Genomic DNA, 16,968 nt, shown 5'->3' on the forward strand with positions numbered 1-16,968 from the left:
ACGGCCGTGCGCGGTTCGCGTCGAACCGCCTCCGTACAACCGATGTCCTCGTCCATTATTCCTGGCCGTCGTCACCGGCGGCGGGTGGCGACCCACACAGCGCATCGGTGTTAGGGTTCGCAACGTTCGATACGAGAAGAGGGTGCGACCGGTATGGCATTACCTGTGGAATCGACGTTCAAGCCGGTCACCGACCGTCCCTGGGCCGCGCTGTTCGCGCTGTGTCTCGGGTTCTTCATGATCCTCGTCGACATGACGATCGTGGCCGTCGCGCAACCGGAGATCAAAGCGTCGCTCGACGCGAGCGTCACCGGAATCGTGTGGGTGACCAGCGCGTATCTGCTGACCTACGCGGTGCCGCTGTTGATCACCGGTCGGTTGGGCGACAAGATCGGTCCGAAGATCGTCTTCCAAGCGGGTCTGGTGGTGTTCACCGCCGCGAGCGTGTGGTGCGGGCTGTCCGGATCGATCGGCGAGCTGATCGTCGCACGCGGTCTGCAGGGTGTGGGCGCGGCTCTCATCACCCCGCAGACCATGGCGCTGATCACGCGCATGTTCCCGCCGGAGCGACGCGGTGCCGCGATGGGCGTGTGGGGGACCGTCGCCGGTGTGGCGACCGCCGTCGGACCGCTGCTGGGCGGTGTGCTGACCGACTCGTTCGGCTGGGAGTGGATCTTCTTCGTGAATCTGCCGGTCGGTGTTCTGGCACTGGTCCTCGCGCAGATCCTGGTGCCCACCGTGGAGACGCACGATCACAAGTTCGACTGGATCGGCGTGGTGCTGTCGGCGATCGGACTGAGCGCCGTCGTCTTCGGCATCCAGGAGGGTGAGAGCTTCGACTGGACCGCCTGGATCTGGATCCTGATCGGCGGCGGGCTGGTGTTCCTCGGCGTGTTCGTGTGGTGGCAGGCACGCACCAGCGGTGAACCGCTCGTCCCGCTGAGCCTGTTCCGCAATCGCAACTTCACCCTCAGCAACGTCGGCATCGCATCGATGGGCTTCGCCGTCTCGGGATCGATGATCCCGATCATGTTCTTCCTGCAACTCGTGGGCGGGATGTCGCCGACACGGTCGGCGCTGATCATGGTGCCGATGGCGGTGATGACCGGTGTCCTCGCGCCGCTGGTCGGTCGGGTGCTCGACACAGTGCACCCGAGCCTGATCATCGCGTCCGGGCTGCTCGGCTACGCCGTGGCGACCGTCTGGTTGAGCCTGGTGATGGATCCGGCGTCGCCGGTCTGGTCGATGCTCCTGCCGACCGTCCTGATGGGCGTGTCCAGCGCGGGGATCTGGGCTCCGTTGGGAGCCACCGCGACGCGTGATCTGCCGTGGCACCAGGCGGGCGCGGGTGCGGGGGTCTACAACACGACGCGGGTGGTCGGTTCGGTGATCGGCGCATCGGCCATCGGCGCGCTGATGACCTCGCGGCTGGCCGCGAACCTGCCCGGCGCCGATTTCAACCACAGCGACACCCCGGACGTCGGTCGACTGCCGGCGATGGTCCGCGGCGGATTCGCCGACGCCATGGGGCAGTCCGTCCTCCTCGGGGCCGGGATACTCCTCGTGGGCTTCGTCTGCACCCTGTTCCTCAAGCGGCCGGCACACCAGCGGTAGGCGTCGGAGTCCCGAATTGTCGGAGGCGGATCGTAGTATCGGTGCGAGTTCGATTCCAAGCGTGGAAGTGAGGTCGCGGTGACCGAGCCGCTGTTCGACGTGGAGCCGCTGTCGCTCTTCGATCTGCCCGAGGAGGCGACGAAGCCGGCGACGCCGAAGGCGCCCCGGGTGGTCGAGAGCCCGCAGACTCCACCCGACGCGGTCGTCGATCCGCACGTGCGGTTCCTGCACACCGCCGACTGGCAGTTGGGCATGACGCGTCGGTTCCTGACCGGGGAGGCACAGCACACCTACGCCGCCGCCCGTGATGCCGCGGTCGTGCGGATCGGTGAGGTCGCCGCGGAGACCGGTGCCGAATTCGTCGTGGTCTGCGGCGACGTCTTCGACGATCCGCGCGTGTCGACCCGCGTCATTCGACGCACGCTCGACGCCCTCGGCGCGTATCCGGTGCCGGTGTATCTGCTGCCCGGCAATCACGACCCGTACGACGCGACGAGCGTCTACACGTCGGCGGCGTTCGTCGACGCCTGCCCGGGCAACGTCCACGTCTTGAGCGCCGCGGGCGTGGTTCGTGTGCGCGACGGGGTGAGCATCGTCGCCGCGCCGTGGTACTCGAAGCATCCGACGGCCGATCTCGTGGCCGAGCAGCTCGCGGGGCTGGCGCCCTCGGACGACATCCGGATCGTCGTCGGTCACGGCGGTATGGACTCGTTGAGTCCCAACCCGGATCCGTCGATCGTTCGGCTCGCCGGACTCGATGCGGCGGCGGCGAGCGACCTGGTCGACTACGTCGCGCTCGGCGACCGCCACTCGGTGACGTCGGTCGGCGACTCCGGGCGCGTCTGGTACTCGGGGGCGCCGGAGGTGACGGCCTTCGACAATGTCGAGACCGAGCCGGGGCACGTCCTGGACGTGACGCTGCGACGCGGCGGCGAGCGGGCCGTCGAGGTGCGGCGACACAAGGTGGGGCAGTGGTCGTTCCGCACGATCGGCCTCGACGTCACCGGCGCCGACGACGTGCGGCGGCTACGTGCCACGCTCGAGGAGATCCCCGACAAGCCGCGCACCGTCGTCCAGTTGGCGCTGGTCGGCACCCTGACGGTGTCGGAGAACGTGATGCTCGAGACCTTGTTGGAGGAGGCCGCCGATCGCTTCGCGGCGGTGAAGTTCTGGGATCGGCGGCACGATCTGACGGTGATCTCGGACGCGGGTGATCTCGACGACCTCGAACTCGCGGGGTACGCCGCGCAGGCGGCCGCCGAACTCGCCGACCGGGCGAGGGCCGACGCCGACGCGGGCGACGAGGACCCGGATGCGGCGGCCGCTCGATCGGCACTGTCCCTGCTGTATCGGCTTGCCGGAGCGGCGCGATGAGACTCCATCGACTCAGAGTGACCGATTTCCGCGGAGTCGCCGACCGCGAGGTGGTGTTCGCCGACAACGGTGTCACCGTCATCGAGGGGGAGAACGAGGCGGGCAAGTCGACCATGGTCGAAGCGCTCGACCTGTTGCTGACGACGCGCGCCAACAGCACCAAGGCCGTCGTGCGCGATGTGCAGCCCGCCGGGCGAGACATCGGCAGCGAGGTGTTCGCCGAGATCAGCTGCGGCGAGTACCGCTTCGAATACTTCAAACGATTCAACAAGTCGCCGGAGACCGCACTCACGGTGCTCGAACCGGCCCCGGAGCAGCTCACCGGCCGACCCGCGCACGAACGCGTCGAGCAGATCCTCGGCGCCGCGCTCGATTCGACGCTGTACCGCGCGCTGCGCCTGCTGCAGTCGTCCGATCCCGAGTTGGGCGATCTCACCGACAGTTCCGCGCTCTCGCGAGCCCTCGACAGGGCCGCCGGTGAGGCGAACGACGAGACCGCGGACTCCCCGGAGTCCCAGGAACTGGTCGCCGCGGTGACCAAGGAGTATCTCCGGTACTTCACCGCGGCGCAGGGCCGTCCGAGCGGGGAACTCCTGCATGCGCAGAATGCCGCGGCGACCGCTGCGGCAGCCGTCGCCGAACGGGAGCGGCTGCTCGAGTCGGTGCAGGAGGCCGCCGACCGCCTGCCCGAGGTGGTGGCGGAGATCGCCGAGGCGGCGGCCGGGGAGTCGCGGCAGCGGGTGGACGTCTCGACGTTGGCCGCGCAGGTCGCCGAGGCCGATGCGGTCGGCGACCGGCTGGCCGCCGCGAAGGCCGTCGTCGCCCGGGAGGAGATGGCCGTCGAGGCCGCGCAGGCAGCGGTCCGTGAGCGGGCCGGGCTGCGGGCGCGCCTCGGGCAGGCCGAGTCGGAGATCGCGACCACCACCACGGCCGTCCAGGACGCGCGGGCCGCCGCGGAGGTGGCGGGTCAGCGCGCCGCCGAGACCGCCGAACAGATCCTGGTCGCGCAGCGTCAGCTCGACGACGTGCGGGCGTGGATCGAACACGCGGAGGCGGCCGAGCGGACCGCCGCCGAACGCAGACGGCTCGCCGACACCGACGCTACGATCGCCGAGGCGACCCGGTTACGCGACGAGATCGCCGACGCGACGACGTCGGTCGCCGTGCTCAGCGCGACCCCGGAGGACGCCGAGCGCGCCGCGGTCCTCGATCGGGACGTCGCCGCGGCGAGAGCGCGATTGGAGGCCGGAGCACCGACCGTGACGGTCACGCCGCTGGCCGGTGAGGTCACGGTCGACGGCGTGGGAGTCGACGCCGAGCAGACCGTGTCGGGTGCGTCGTCCACCGTCGTCGAATCGGCGTCTGTCCGCGTCGAGGTGACCGCGGGAGCCGATGTCCGGGCGCTCGCCGACGATCTCGCGCGACTCGAGGCCTCGGCCGCCGAACTCGTGGATCGCTGCGGTGTGGCCGCGCTGTCGGAGGTGGCGGGTGCGGCCGCTCGGCGGACCGACCTCCTGCGCGTGGTGCGCGAGGGCGAGCGTGCCCTGGCGCGCGTGCTCGACGGACGCGATTTCGACGCCGTGACGACGCTGCGCGCCGAGATCGCCGCGCGGATCCCCGACACGGCGCGATCGGCACCCGAGCGGGCAGACGATTTGGGCGCCCTGCGGGTGCGTGAGCGTGAACTCGCCGCCGCCGTCGCCGAGGTGCAACGTGCGCGCGACGCTGAACTCCATCGAGGCAACGAGGAGCGGAGCAAGGCGCAGGCCTGGGAGTCCTCGGGCGCCACCGCCCGCGTCACGGCGCTGACCCTGCGCGACGAGCTCGCGACCGTCGTCGAGACAGCGTCCGACGTCGCACTCGACGAGACGGCCACCGGGGCCGCGGAGAGGCTCTCCGCCGCGAAGGGCGCCGAGGCCAAGATCGCCGCCGAATCCGTCCGCCTCGATGCCGCCGGTGTGCGCGCCAAGCACGCCGAGGCCGAGGCGGCGCTCGAGCGCACCAGGACGCGGCTGACGCACCAGCGGAAGCTGCAGGCCGAGTTGTCGACCCGGATCGAGGTGTGCCGCAACGACGGACGCCTGGACGAGTTGTCGGACGCCGTCGCCGAGAACGATGCCGCACAGGCCGCCTTGCGCCGAGTGACCGAACGCGCGGAGGGCGCTCGCGTCCTGCATGAGACCCTCCAGCGCAAACGCGCCGAATCGCGGGCTCGGTACGTCGATCCGTTCGCACGACGGCTGGAGGAGTTGGCCGCGCCGGTGTTCGGCGACGGCGTCCGCTTCTCCGTCGGAGACGACTTCCAGATCGTTTCGCGCACCCTCGACGGTGTCACCGTCGACGTCACCGCGTTGTCCGGCGGAGCCCGCGAACAGCTGGGTCTGCTGGCCCGATTGGCGTGCGCGTCGCTGGTCGACGAGGCCGACGGCGTCCCCGTGATCCTCGACGACGCACTCGGATACACCGACCCCAAACGTCTCGCATCGATGTCGTCGGTGATCGGTGCGGCCGGACCGAACGCCCAGATCATCGTCCTGACCTGCACGCCAGACCGATACCGGGGCGTCCGGGACGCGACGCTGATCGCGGTGTGACGCCCCCGTGTTGGGACTACGAACCTCGGTGCGCTAATGTTGCTTTCGCTTGATCCGCCCCCCTAGCTCAGGGGATAGAGCGTCTGCCTCCGGAGCAGAAGGTCGTAGGTTCGAATCCTACGGGGGGCACAGCAATGACCAGCGATTTCCCGAGATCGCTGGTCTTCGTGCTTTATAGGCGGGGCGATCAGGGGCCTTTAACCCCGATGGGGGCCATTGACGTATGTCTGCACCCCGACCGGAATCGATTCCGGTCGGGGTGCAGACGAGCGACGTCGTCGGCGCTGTCAGTCGACGGCGACCATGACGTCCGACGCCTTGACGACGGCATAGGCCTTGGCGCCGACCCGGAGGCCGAGTTCCGCGACGGCCTCGTTGGTGATCGATGCGGTGATGACGTTGCCGCCGCCGATGTCGATGCGCACGTGGGCGGTGGTCGCGCCCGTGGTGACCTCGGTGACGGTTCCTTCGACGGTGTTGCGTGCGCTGATCTTCACGAGCGATCTCCTATGCTTCGAGTGGAAGGTGATAGGGAGATCTCAGCAGGTCAGGAGCGGTGATTCAACGCCGATGCGGGATCGACCAGGGAGCCGATCTCACGCGGATGCGGCGGCGACGGTCCCCGACGCCGCCGAGTGCGAACCGCGACCCCCAGCACCGCCCGCAGATGCGTGCCGACGGCCGATCGTCGAGTGTGATGCATCTCATGGACGATCGGTCCCGGATCCGGCGGTCACGTCCCCTCACTGCGACGCATCCGGCCCGACTCGTCTCCCGGCGATGCGATCTCGCCTGCTGCCACCGGCCGTCGGTCAGTCCCATGACATGGTCAGGATCCGGTGGTCTTCGGGCACCGCGGGGATGTCGGAGAAGTCGTCCTCGTCGTACGACATGCCCTCCCAGACGCCGTCCGACTCCAGACTGTCGGTGTCGAGACGCTCCTCCACCTCGTCCTCGTCGAGGGAGGTGCAGATCGCGATCGATTCGGCGGCGACACCCTCGTAGTCGTCGTCGAACATCTCCTCGTGAAGTTGTACGCGAACCCAGGCGACATCGGCGTCCGCTTCGAAGCGGGTGAGTCGTTCGGCGATCTCGACGAGGTCGGGACGGCCGTATCCGCGCTGGTTCGGGGCGATCGAGTCCTCGTGCGGGTTGTCGGCGAAGAACTCGTCGATCGTCAGCAACGGAATCTGTTCGTCGGCGTCGAGATAGCGCTCCAGAATGTCCTCGCGGGAGATCACGACTCGACGATAACGCGGGAATGCGGCGCGTGCTGCCCATCACGTCGATGTGCTGTCACAGGAGCGCGTCGGCCGGTGTCCCATGAGTGCAAGGATGAAGACACTGACCGGGAGGCAGCAATGAAGATCGTGGTGGCAGGTGCCGGATACGCCGGAACGACGGCGGCGAATCGGTTGGCGCGCAAGATCGACGAAGCACAGATCACCGTCGTGAACCCGAGCCCGGACTTCGTCGAACGGGTGCGACTCCACGAGATGATCGCAGGCAGCGGATCGGCGACGAGGCCGTTGCGCGAGATGCTCCATGAGCGGATCGATCTGGTGGTCGCATCGATCGAGGAGATCGGCGACGGCGTCGTGACACTGTCGACGGGGCAGGACCTGGCGTTCGACAGGCTCGTGTACGCGGTCGGCAGCTCGAACGAGGCGCCGCAGGGTACGTACGCGCTCGGCGGCGCCGATCAGGCGGCGCGGGCCCACGAGAAGCTGACCGAGCTCGGCGCGGGTGCGACGGTGACCGTGGTCGGCGGCGGACTCACCGGGCTCGAAGCGGTCTCGGAGGTCGCGACCGTACGCCCGGACCTGAGCGTCTGCATCGTCAGCGAGGAGTTCGGTGCGTCGCTGAGCGACGGTGCGCGCGGCCGCGTCCTGGACGTGCTGCGCAGCCTCGGCGTCGAGATCGTGACCGGCCGCTGGACCCCGGACGACGACGCCGATCTGGTCCTGTGGGCGATCGCCGGCGGTGTGCACGAGCTGACCGCGACCAGCCCGCTGGCCGTCGACGCCGCGGGCCGCGTCGCCGTCGACGAGTTCCTGCGGAGCACGAGCCATCCGAACGTGTACGCGGTCGGCGACGGTGCCGCCGTCCCCGGTGCACGACTGAGCTGTCAGGCCGCGATTCCGCAGGCCGCGGCCGCCGCCGACAACCTCGTCCGCGAGGCGAAGGGGGAGGCGGGCAAGCCGTTCTCGATGTCGTTCGTCGGGCAGAACGTGTCGTTGGGGCGCGCCAACGGAGTCATTCAGGCATCGCATCGCAACGACGAGCCGACCCGCTTCTGGTTCGGCGGCCGTCCCGCCGCGCTGTTCAAGGAGCAGGTGTGCCGGGCAACGGTGCGGTGGGCGCGGTCGGGTACCGCGGTCGCGCTTCCGGGGCCCAGATGAAGGACGACTTCGTCGCGCACCGCCCGCTGTTGTTCTCGATCGCCTACGAGATCCTCGGGTCGGTCGCCGACGCCGAGGACGTGGTCTCCGAGAGCTGGTTGCGCTGGCGTGACGTGGACGTCGACGCCGTCGACAACCCGCGTGCGTACCTGGCGCGAATCGTCACGAGGCAGGCGCTGAACGCCGCGCGGTCGGCCGACCGTCGCCGGGAGGAGTACGTCGGGCCCTGGCTGCCCGAGCCGCTGGAGACGCCGGAGGTCGACGACGGACTCGGTCACGTACTGACCGGTGAGGCGGTGACCACGGCCATGCTGCTGGTCCTCGAGTCGCTGACGCCGACCGAACGCGCGGTGTTCGTGCTGCGCGAGGTGTTCGACTTCTCTTACGGCGAGATCTCCGCCGCGGTCGGGAAGTCGGAGGCCGCGGTCCGCCAGGTGGCGCATCGGGCGCGCAATCACGTGCACGCGCGACGCTCGGTGGCCGTCGCCGAGCCCACCGAGGCGCAGTCCGTCGCCGAACAGTTCCTGGCGTGCGCGGTGACCGGCGACGTCCAGTCGCTGATGGATCTCCTCGCGCCGGGAGTGGTGTACCTGGGTGACGGCGGCGGTGTCGTGTCGGCCGCGCGCCGACCGATCGAGGGGCCCGACCGCGTGGCGCGCTTCGTCGTCGGACTGCTCACCAAGAGCGCGCGACTCGGCGCGGTCGGCATGCGCGTGTCGGTGGTCAACGGGATGCCCGCGCTCATCGTGTCGATCGACGACGTGGTCGACAACGTGACGTGCATCGAGGTGACCGACGAGAAGGTGACGGCCGTGTACACGGTGCGGAACCCGGAGAAGTTGACGCGGCTGGCCGTGTGACGGTCGGGCATCGGCCTATCCTCGACTCCATGACCGCACCGCATTCACGTGCTCTCGACCGCGACACCGTCCTCTGCGTCTCGCTGGCGGCGCGGCCGTCGAACATCGGCACACGCTTCCACAACTATCTGTACAACGAACTCGGGGTGAACTACGTCTACAAGGCGTTCGCGCCCGCCGACATCGTCGCGGCGGTGCAGGGCGTCCGCGGCCTGCCGATCCGCGGTGCGGCGGTGTCGATGCCCTACAAGGAGACGGTGATCGAGCTCGTCGACGTGATGGAGCGGTCCGCCGCGGCGATCGAATCGGTCAACACCATCGTCAACGACGACGGGGTGCTGCGCGCCTACAACACCGACTATCAGGCGGTGGCCGATCTGTTGGAGGCGTCGTCGTTCGACCGCGGTGCGCCGGTCGCCGTCGCGGGCAGCGGCGGAATGGCGAAAGCCGTCGTCGCCGCGTTGCGCGACACGGGATTCAGCGATGTCACGGTGGTGGCGCGCAACGCCGAGACCGGGGGAGCACTCGCCGCGAAGTACGGATTCGCCCATGCGGCCGAACTCGGTGACGCGCGACCGGCGGTGCTGGTCAACGCGACGCCGGTGGGAATGGCGGGAGGACCGGGCGAGAACGATCTGCCGTTCCCAGCGGAGGCCGTCGACGCGGCGACCGGGTGTCTCGACGTCGTCGCCCTGCCGCCGACGACGCCGCTCGTGCGGGCGATGCGCGCACGCGGTGCGGAGGTGATCAGCGGCGACGCGGTGATCGCGGGTCAGGCGGCCGCGCAGTTCGCGCTGTACACCGATGTGACGCCCACACCCGAGCAGATACGGGCGGCCTCGGAGTATTCGCGAGCCTGAACGTGGCGTGAGCCGTCCCGCATACACTCGCTCCATGCTCATCGCAGGTCTGGTGTTCGCCGCCGTCGCAGCTCTCATCCACGTGTACATCTTCTATCTGGAGTCCATCGCCTGGACCACGCCGAAGGCGTTCGCGACGTTCGGAACCGACGCCGAGTCGGCCGAGACGACGAAGCCGCTGGCGTTCAATCAGGGGTTCTACAACCTCTTTCTCGCGATCTCGGTGATCGTCGGCGTGATCCTGGTGGGCGTCGACCAGCGGGCGGTCGGAGCGACCCTGGTCCTGGTCGGTGCGGGCAGTATGGCGTCGGCCGCACTCGTGCTCGTGCTCTCCGACGCGACGAAGCTGCAGGCCGCGCTGAAGCAGGGCGTGCTTCCGGCGATCGGCGTGGTGCTGTTGGCGATCGGACTGCTCGTATGACGTCCCAGGACGGTGAGGTGAAGGTCCTGGCCTTCGACACCTTCGGCACGGTGACCGATTGGCACACCGGCGTCGGAGGAGTACTCGCGACAGTGTTCCCGGATCTCGACTCCGGCGAACTGGTCCGCGAATGGCGGCGGCGGTATCCGCCGGCGATGGCCGCGGTCGAGTCGGGGAGCGGCCGTGGACGCTGCTCGACGATCTGCACCGGGAGACGCTCGTCGATCTCCTCCACCGGATGCACGCAGTGCCGGCGACCGACGCTCAACTCGACGAAGCGGTGCACGCCTGGCATGTGATCCCCGCCTGGCCCGATGCATCCGCGGCCCTCCATCGGCTGAAGCGGAAGTTCACGGTCTGCGCGCTCAGCAACGGCGACGTCGCACTGCTCACCGAGATGGCGACGAACGCCGACCTGCCCAACCCCGGCAGGGCCGAGCGAACTCGACAGGTTCGCCGTCCGCGGCATCGACGAGTTGGCGGACGCACTGGGCTGCTGACCCGTTCACGCACCCGCGACGGTCGTGGCCCGTGCGCCCGCAGTGTTCGCACGCGCCAATCGTTCGGCGGGCGGGAGGTCCCACGACGCGGCGAGCGTCCCGGTGAACGCGTCGCCCGCGCCGGTGGTGTCGACGACGTCGACCGCGATCCCGTCCACGCGGAACTCCCCGTCGGGTGATCGCAGAGCGGCACCGTTCGCACCGAACGTCGTGACCACGGTCGGAATCCGGGCCAGATGCGATGCCGACGCAGACGCCTCCGACTCGTTCACCACGACGACGTCCACGAGCGACCACAGCTCGTCCGGCAGGTCCCGGACCGGCGACGGATTGAGGATCACCGTCGTCCCGCCGGCGCGAGCTGCGCGGGCCGCGTCGAGGACCACCGGCACCGGCACCTCCGACTGCATGAGCAGCACGTCGGCATCGGCGACGACTCGCCGATCGTCGTCGGTCAACGACAGCAGAGCGTTGGCGCCCGGCACCACGACGATCGTGTTCTCGCCGCGGCCGTCCACCGTGATCACCGCGGTGCCGGTCGGACCGGGCACCCTCGTCACGCGCAGGTCGACGTCGCCGAGGGAGTCCAGGACCCGGGCGCCGTCGTCGCCGACGGCTCCGATGAACGTCGTCGCCGCGCCCGCTCGCGCCGCGGCCGCCGCCTGATTCGCGCCTTTGCCGCCGCGACCATAGGCGATGCGGTCGCCGGGCACGGTCTCGCCGGGGCCGGGAAACCGCTCGCACGAGCAGGCCACGTCCAGGTTGATGCTGCCGACGACGACGATCGAGGTCATGGGGCAACCGTATCGACCGACACGGCGGGCCGCCCGATAGAATCAACCACCGTGACTCCCACCGAACTCGCTGCCCTGCTTCGCGCTGCGACGCTGACGGTCTTCACGGCCCATGACCTGGACGTCGACCTGATTCCGGAGACGGTGGTCGTCGAGCGTCCGCGCAGCCCCGAACACGGCGACTACGCCACCAACATCGCTCTTCAGCTCGGTAAGAAGGCCGGGGTCGGTCCGCGCGAACTCGCGACCTGGCTCGCCGAGGCCTTCGCCGCCGACCCGGGCATCGAGTCCGCCGAGATCGCGGGCCCCGGATTCGTCAACCTTCGCCTGGCCGCGGCCGCGCAGAACCAGACCGTCGCCGCCGTTCTCAGCGAGCGCGAGACGTACGGCCGCGGCGACGAGCTCGCCGCGCTGAACGTCAACCTCGAGTTCGTATCCGCCAACCCGACCGGTCCCATCCACCTCGGTGGAACCCGGTGGGCGGCCGTCGGCGACGCACTCGGCCGTGTCCTGGCCGCACGCGGCGCCACCGTGACCCGCGAGTACTACTTCAACGATCACGGCGAGCAGATCAACCGTTTCGCTCAGTCGCTCGAGGCCGCCGCATCGAATGAGCCGGTGCCCGAGAACGGGTACGCCGGTGAGTACATCACCGAGATCGCACAGGCCGTCGTCGCCGATCACCCCGGCGTGCTCGACCTGCCCGAGGCGGAGCGATTGGAGACCTTCCGCGGCGACGGCGTCGAGCGGATGTTCGCGCACATCAAGCGGACCCTCGCCGAGTTCGGCACCGTCTTCGACGTCTACACGCACGAGAACTCGATGTTCGAGCGCGGCCTGGTGGACGAAGCGATCGCGGAGCTCAAGGCCAGCGACAACCTCTACGAGGCCGACGGCGCGTGGTGGCTGCGTTCCAGCAGCTACGGTGACGACAAGGACCGCGTCGTCATCAAGAGCGACGGCAACGCCGCCTACATCGCGGGCGACATCGCCTACCTCAAGGACAAGCACGACCGCGGCGCCAACCACCTCATCTACATGCTCGGCGCCGACCACCACGGCTATGTCGTACGACTCAAGGCGGCCGCGGCGGCACTCGGCTACGACCCGGAGTCGGTCGAGGTCCTCATCGGCCAAATGGTCAACCTCGTCAAGGACGGCAAGCCGGTCCGCATGAGCAAGCGCGCCGGAACCGTGATCACGCTCGACGACCTCGTCGAAGCGGTCGGCGTGGACGCCGCACGGTACGCGCTCATCCGCTCGTCGATCGACGTCAACATCGACATCGACCTCGACCTGCTGCGCAAGCAGTCCTCCGACAACCCCGTCTATTACGTCCAGTACGCACACGCGCGGCTCGCCGCGCTGTCGCGCAGCGCCGCCGAACTCGGTCTGGTCGCCTCGACCGAGCATCTGGAGCTGCTCGCCGACGAGTCCGAGGGCGACCTCATCCGGACCATCGGCGACTACTCGGAGGTGGTCGCGACGGCGGCGACGCTGCGGGAACCGCACCGGGTGACCCGCTACCTGGAGTCGCTGGCCGGCGCCTATCACCGCTTCTACGCGCGGTGCCGCGTCCTCCCGCAGGGCGACGAGACGCCGTCGGACGTACACTCGGCGCGGCTCGCACTCTGCGAGGCCACTCGACAAGTGCTGGCCAACGGTCTCGACCTGGTCGGCGTGAGCGCACCGGAGCGTATGTGATGGCACACCCTGCAGGACCTCGTCACGCTGACATCCTCGCAGCACCCCACCTGGCCGAACGACCCAATTCGCCCGCCGAGATGGCGGCGATCCCGGCGAACGTCTACCCGCGCGGCACCGCCCGCACCGACGACGGCGCCGTGACGATCGGCGGCGTCGCCGTCGACGAACTCGCCGACACCTACGGAACCCCGCTGTTCGTCTATGACGAGCGCGATTTCCGCTCCCGCTGCGCGGACATGCAGGCGTCGTTCGGACCGCACGGACGCGTGCACTACGCATCCAAGGCGTTCCTGTCGATGGAGGTCGCCCGCTGGGTGCAGTCGGAGGGGCTCTCGCTGGACGTGTGCACCGGGGGAGAGCTCGCGATCGCGTTGCGCGCAGGCTTCCCGGCCGAGCGGATCGCCATGCACGGCAACAACAAAGACGAGACCGAACTCGATTTCGCTCTCGAATCGCAGATCGGCCACATCGTGGTCGACTCGATGATCGAGATCGAGCGCCTCGACCGGCTCGCGGGCGCCCGCGGGGTCGTGGCCGATGTGCTGATCCGCGTCACGCCCGGCGTCGAAGCGCACACCCACGAGTTCATCTCGACCGCACATGAGGACCAGAAGTTCGGTTTCGCGTTGGCCGCGGTCGCCGGGAGCGGAGCCGGCGGGACCTATCGGGACAGCAAGGCCATGCAGGCCGTCCGCGCCGTCTTCGCGTCGACCAACCTGCGCCTGGTGGGGCTGCACAGCCACATCGGCTCGCAGATCTTCGAGATCGACGGTTTCGAGCTCGCCGCACACCGCGTCCTCGGTCTGCTGGCCGAGGTCGTCGCCGAGTTCGGTCTGGAGAAGACACGCCAGATCGAGGTCCTCGATCTCGGTGGCGGCCTGGGGATCTCGTACATTCCGTCGGAGGACCCGCCCGCCGTCGCCGATCTCGCGTCGTCGCTCGTCGACATCGTCCGTCGGGAGTCGGAGCGACTCGGACTGCCGATGCCGACCATCGCCGTCGAGCCCGGCCGTGCCATAGCGGGTCCGGCCGGAGTCACGCTGTACCGCGTCGGCACTATCAAGGACGTCGCTCTCGACGGCGCCGCGACCCGTCGCTACGTGTCGGTCGACGGTGGGATGAGCGACAACATCCGCACCGTCCTGTACGACGCCGAATACGATGTGCGTCTGGCCAATCGCGTGTCCGACGCGGAGGCCGTGGTGTGCCGGGTGGTCGGCAAGCACTGCGAGAGCGGCGACATCGTGGTCCGCGACTGCTGGTTGCCCGCGGACCTGACCCCGGGCGACATGCTGGTGGTCGGGGCGACCGGTGCATACTGCTATTCGATGTCGAGCCGCTACAACATGGCCCCGCGCGCCGCTGTCGCCGTCGTGGCCGAGGGAGCGTCCCGACTGATGCTGCGCCGCGAGACCGTAGAAGATTTCCTGAGCTTGGAGGTGGATTCGTAAATGACCACAGCGTCACCCCGCCCGATCGGCGTCGCCGTTCTGGGTATGGGCAATGTCGGAACCGAGGTCGTACGGGTCCTGACCGACAAGGCCGCGGACCTGCAGGCCCGCGTCGGGGCTCCGGTCGTGTTGCGCGGCGTGTCGGTTCGCGACCTGTCGCGTCCGCGCGGCAACGTCGACTCGGCCGTGCTGACCGACGATCCGGCGTCCCTGGTCACGCGGGACGACGTCGACATCGTCGTGGAACTCATCGGCGGAATCGAGCCGCCGCGTACCCTGATCCGCACCGCACTGCAGGCGGGCAAGTCGGTCGTCACCGCGAACAAGGCGTTGATGGCCGTGCACTCGGGTGAACTGTCCGAGGCCGCCGCGGGCAGCAACGTGGACCTGTACTTCGAGGCCGCGGTTGCCGGGGCGATCCCGGTGATCCGACCGCTGATCCAGTCGCTCGCCGGCGACACGGTGAACCGGGTGGCGGGCATCGTCAACGGCACCACGAACTTCATCCTCTCGGAGATGGACGAGACCGGAGCCGACTACGACGAGGTCCTGGCCGAGGCCGGCCGCCTCGGTTACGCCGAGGCCGATCCGACCGCCGACGTGGAGGGGCACGACGCCGCGGCCAAGGCCGCGATCCTCGCGTCGATAGCCTTCCACTCGCGGGTCACCGCCAACGACGTGTACTGCGAGGGCATCACCGCGATCACCTCCGACGATCTGGCCGCGGCCAAGAAGTTCGACTGCACCGTCAAGCTGCTCGCGATCTGCGAGCGGATCGACGCCGACGGCGCAGAGAGGATCTCCGCGCGCGTCTACCCGGCGCTCATCCCGTTCGAGCATCCTCTCGCCACCGTCAACGGCGCGTTCAACGCGGTGGTCGTCGAAGCCGAGAACGCGGGTCGCCTGATGTTCTACGGGCAGGGTGCGGGCGGGGCTCCCACCGCGTCCGCCGTCACCGGCGACCTCGTGATGGCCGCCCGCAACCGTGTCCTCGGCGGTCGTGGGCCGCTCGAGTCCACCTACGCGTCGCTGCCCGTCGCCCCGATCGACGACGTGCCGACCCGCTACTACGTGTCGATGCAGGTTGCCGACCGCCCGGGCGTTCTGGAACAGGTCGCCGCCGAATTCGCCAAGCGGTCGATCAGCATCTCCGCCGTTCGACAGGAGGGTGCGGGCGAGAACGCCCGTCTGATCGTCGTCACTCACCGAGCCTCCGACCTCGATCAGTCGGAGACCGTCGCCGCAATCGAGAAGATGGACTCCGTCATCAAGGTGTCCAGCGTGCTCCGTCTGGAAGGAACCAATGACTGACTCCGCTCACCGGCCCGTTCACCAGGGCTGGCCCGGCCTGATCGAGGCCTACCGTGACCGCATGCCCGTGCAGGACGACTGGAGGATTGTCACCCTGCACGAGGGTGCGACGCCGCTCGTGGCCGCTCCGGTCCTCTCGGAGATCACCGGCTGCCAGGTGTACCTCAAGGTCGAGGGTCTGAACCCGACCGGTTCGTTCAAGGACCGCGGTATGACGATGGCCGTGACCAACGCCGTCAACAACGGCAAGAAGGCCGTGCTGTGCGCGTCGACCGGCAACACGTCGGCCTCGGCCGCCGCGTACGCCACGCGCGCGGGCATGACCTGTGCCGTCCTGATCCCCGAGGGCAAGATCGCGATGGGCAAGCTCGCCCAGGCCGTCATGCACGGTGCGCAGGTGATCCAAGTGCAGGGCAACTTCGACGACTGCCTCGAACTGGCTCGCAAAGTGACCGCGGAGTTCACCGAGATCGAACTCGTGAACTCGGTGAACCCGGCCCGCATCGAAGGTCAGAAGACCGCGTCGTTCGAGATCGTCGACGTCCTCGGCAAGGCCCCCGACATCCACGCGCTTCCGGTCGGCAACGCCGGAAACATCACCGCGTACTGGAAGGGCTACCGGGAGTACCACGCCGACGGCGTCATCGACACGCTGCCGCGCATGCTCGGCGTGCAGGCCGCGGGCGCCGCTCCGCTGGTCAACGGTGCGCCGGTCACCGACCCGGAGACCATCGCGACCGCCATCCGCATCGGATCACCGGCCAGCTGGAACCAGGCGGTCGCCGCCAAGGACGAGTCGAACGGCCAGTTCCGTGCCGCCACCGACGAGAAGATCCTCGAGGCCTACCGCCTGGTCGCCGGCCGCGAAGGCGTGTTCGTCGAACCCGCCTCCGCCGCGAGCGTCGCCGGCCTGTTGGCCGCGCACGAGGACGGGTGGGTCGAAGCGGGCTCCACCGTCGTCTGCACGGTGACCGGGAACGGACTCAAGGATCCCGACACCGCGCTGCTCGGCATGCCCGAGGTGGACGCGATCCCGGTGGATCCGGTGGCCGTCGCCCGCGCACTGGGCGTCAGCTGACG

General features: G+C 69.1%; 16 protein-coding genes and 1 tRNA gene. 13 read left to right on the plus strand and 4 right to left on the minus strand.

Going from position 1 to position 16,968, the window contains the following annotated elements; genetic code table 11:
* Positions 1-153: 153 nt before the first annotated feature.
* The 4 genes from BKA16_RS11575 (at position 154) to BKA16_RS11590 (ending at position 5,711) form a co-directional block, all read left to right on the plus strand.
* Positions 154-1,614 carry a DHA2 family efflux MFS transporter permease subunit gene (locus tag BKA16_RS11575; RefSeq protein WP_183370802.1) on the plus strand — a complete coding sequence of 487 codons (1,461 nt, stop codon included), beginning with the start codon at positions 154-156 and terminating at the stop codon, positions 1,612-1,614.
* A 216-nt stretch (positions 1,615-1,830) separates the two neighbouring features.
* Positions 1,831-2,988 carry a metallophosphoesterase gene (locus BKA16_RS11580; protein ID WP_183373024.1) on the plus strand — a complete coding sequence of 386 codons (1,158 nt, stop codon included), beginning with the start codon at positions 1,831-1,833 and terminating at the stop codon, positions 2,986-2,988.
* A gap of 17 nt (positions 2,989-3,005) precedes the next feature.
* Positions 3,006-5,582, plus strand: a complete 2,577-nt coding sequence (locus tag BKA16_RS11585; protein ID WP_343067384.1) for an AAA family ATPase — start codon at positions 3,006-3,008, stop codon at positions 5,580-5,582.
* A gap of 56 nt (positions 5,583-5,638) precedes the next feature.
* Positions 5,639-5,711 (plus strand) — tRNA-Arg (locus BKA16_RS11590).
* A 158-nt stretch (positions 5,712-5,869) separates the two neighbouring features.
* Here the strand turns inward: BKA16_RS11590 and BKA16_RS11595 are convergent.
* From BKA16_RS11595 to BKA16_RS11605, 3 genes are all read right to left on the minus strand, one after another.
* Entirely contained in the window at positions 5,870-6,079 is a 210-nt protein-coding gene (locus tag BKA16_RS11595) for a TOBE domain-containing protein (RefSeq protein ID WP_183370804.1), read from the minus strand.
* 50 nt (positions 6,080-6,129) lie between these two features.
* Entirely contained in the window at positions 6,130-6,285 is a 156-nt protein-coding gene (locus tag BKA16_RS11600; protein WP_183370805.1) for a hypothetical protein, read from the minus strand.
* A gap of 109 nt (positions 6,286-6,394) precedes the next feature.
* Positions 6,395-6,823: a hypothetical protein gene (locus BKA16_RS11605; protein WP_183370806.1), complete on the minus strand. Its 429-nt coding sequence runs from the start codon at positions 6,821-6,823 to the stop codon at positions 6,395-6,397.
* Between the two features lie 120 nt (positions 6,824-6,943).
* On the opposite strand from BKA16_RS11605, the gene BKA16_RS11610 reads away from it, so the two are divergent.
* From BKA16_RS11610 to BKA16_RS11630, 5 genes are read left to right on the plus strand one after another with little or no spacing between them, the layout of a single operon-like run.
* Positions 6,944-7,984 carry an NAD(P)/FAD-dependent oxidoreductase gene (locus BKA16_RS11610; protein ID WP_183370807.1) on the plus strand — a complete coding sequence of 347 codons (1,041 nt, stop codon included), beginning with the start codon at positions 6,944-6,946 and terminating at the stop codon, positions 7,982-7,984.
* Entirely contained in the window at positions 7,981-8,844 is an 864-nt protein-coding gene (locus BKA16_RS11615; RefSeq protein ID WP_183373025.1) for an RNA polymerase sigma-70 factor, read from the plus strand. Before BKA16_RS11610 ends, BKA16_RS11615 begins: the two co-directional genes overlap by 4 nt.
* 29 nt (positions 8,845-8,873) lie before the next feature.
* Positions 8,874-9,704: a shikimate 5-dehydrogenase gene (locus BKA16_RS11620; protein ID WP_183370808.1), complete on the plus strand. Its 831-nt coding sequence runs from the start codon at positions 8,874-8,876 to the stop codon at positions 9,702-9,704.
* 34 nt (positions 9,705-9,738) lie between these two features.
* Positions 9,739-10,125 carry a DUF1304 domain-containing protein gene (locus BKA16_RS11625; RefSeq protein ID WP_183370809.1) on the plus strand — a complete coding sequence of 129 codons (387 nt, stop codon included), beginning with the start codon at positions 9,739-9,741 and terminating at the stop codon, positions 10,123-10,125.
* Positions 10,122-10,424 carry an HAD family hydrolase gene (locus BKA16_RS11630; RefSeq protein ID WP_183370810.1) on the plus strand — a complete coding sequence of 101 codons (303 nt, stop codon included), beginning with the start codon at positions 10,122-10,124 and terminating at the stop codon, positions 10,422-10,424. The genes BKA16_RS11625 and BKA16_RS11630 overlap by 4 nt, the downstream gene beginning before the upstream one ends.
* Positions 10,425-10,630: 206 nt before the next feature.
* Here the strand turns inward: BKA16_RS11630 and BKA16_RS11635 are convergent, their stop codons facing one another.
* Positions 10,631-11,419 (minus strand): PfkB family carbohydrate kinase, encoded by a 789-nt coding sequence (locus BKA16_RS11635; protein ID WP_183370811.1) that lies wholly within the window; start codon positions 11,417-11,419, stop codon positions 10,631-10,633.
* A gap of 51 nt (positions 11,420-11,470) precedes the next feature.
* Here BKA16_RS11635 and argS point away from each other — a divergent pair, with 51 nt between their 5' ends.
* From argS to thrC, 4 genes are read left to right on the plus strand one after another with little or no spacing between them, the layout of a single operon-like run.
* Positions 11,471-13,123 carry an arginine--tRNA ligase gene (argS, locus tag BKA16_RS11640; RefSeq protein ID WP_183370812.1) on the plus strand — a complete coding sequence of 551 codons (1,653 nt, stop codon included), beginning with the start codon at positions 11,471-11,473 and terminating at the stop codon, positions 13,121-13,123.
* Positions 13,120-14,577 carry a diaminopimelate decarboxylase gene (gene lysA, locus BKA16_RS11645; protein ID WP_183370813.1) on the plus strand — a complete coding sequence of 486 codons (1,458 nt, stop codon included), beginning with the start codon at positions 13,120-13,122 and terminating at the stop codon, positions 14,575-14,577. The genes argS and lysA overlap by 4 nt, the downstream gene beginning before the upstream one ends.
* Entirely contained in the window at positions 14,578-15,888 is a 1,311-nt protein-coding gene (locus BKA16_RS11650; protein WP_183370814.1) for a homoserine dehydrogenase, read from the plus strand.
* Complete coding sequence (gene thrC, locus BKA16_RS11655) at positions 15,881-16,966, plus strand: threonine synthase (RefSeq protein ID WP_183370815.1); 1,086 nt, start codon at positions 15,881-15,883, stop codon at positions 16,964-16,966. The genes BKA16_RS11650 and thrC overlap by 8 nt, the downstream gene beginning before the upstream one ends.
* Positions 16,967-16,968: the final 2 nt, after the last annotated feature.

The sequence above is a fragment of the Gordonia humi genome (assembly GCF_014197435.1).
Classification (GTDB): Bacteria; Actinomycetota; Actinomycetes; order Mycobacteriales; family Mycobacteriaceae; genus Gordonia; species Gordonia humi.

Bases quoted from the DNA above. Each gene is read 5' to 3' on its own strand.
- BKA16_RS11600 (WP_183370805.1), bottom strand. From the start codon at position 6,285: ATGCATCACACTCGACGATCGGCCGTCGGCACGCATCTGCGGGCGGTG.
- BKA16_RS11620 (WP_183370808.1), top strand. From the start codon at position 8,874: ATGACCGCACCGCATTCACGTGCTCTCGACCGCGACACCGTCCTCTGC.
- thrC (WP_183370815.1), top strand. From the start codon at position 15,881: ATGACTGACTCCGCTCACCGGCCCGTTCACCAGGGCTGGCCCGGCCTG.
- BKA16_RS11630 (WP_183370810.1), top strand. From the start codon at position 10,122: ATGACGTCCCAGGACGGTGAGGTGAAGGTCCTGGCCTTCGACACCTTC.
- BKA16_RS11635 (WP_183370811.1), bottom strand. From the start codon at position 11,419: ATGACCTCGATCGTCGTCGTCGGCAGCATCAACCTGGACGTGGCCTGC.
- BKA16_RS11650 (WP_183370814.1), top strand. From the start codon at position 14,578: ATGACCACAGCGTCACCCCGCCCGATCGGCGTCGCCGTTCTGGGTATG.
- BKA16_RS11575 (WP_183370802.1), top strand. From the start codon at position 154: ATGGCATTACCTGTGGAATCGACGTTCAAGCCGGTCACCGACCGTCCC.
- BKA16_RS11625 (WP_183370809.1), top strand. From the start codon at position 9,739: ATGCTCATCGCAGGTCTGGTGTTCGCCGCCGTCGCAGCTCTCATCCAC.
- BKA16_RS11615 (WP_183373025.1), top strand. From the start codon at position 7,981: ATGAAGGACGACTTCGTCGCGCACCGCCCGCTGTTGTTCTCGATCGCC.
- BKA16_RS11610 (WP_183370807.1), top strand. From the start codon at position 6,944: ATGAAGATCGTGGTGGCAGGTGCCGGATACGCCGGAACGACGGCGGCG.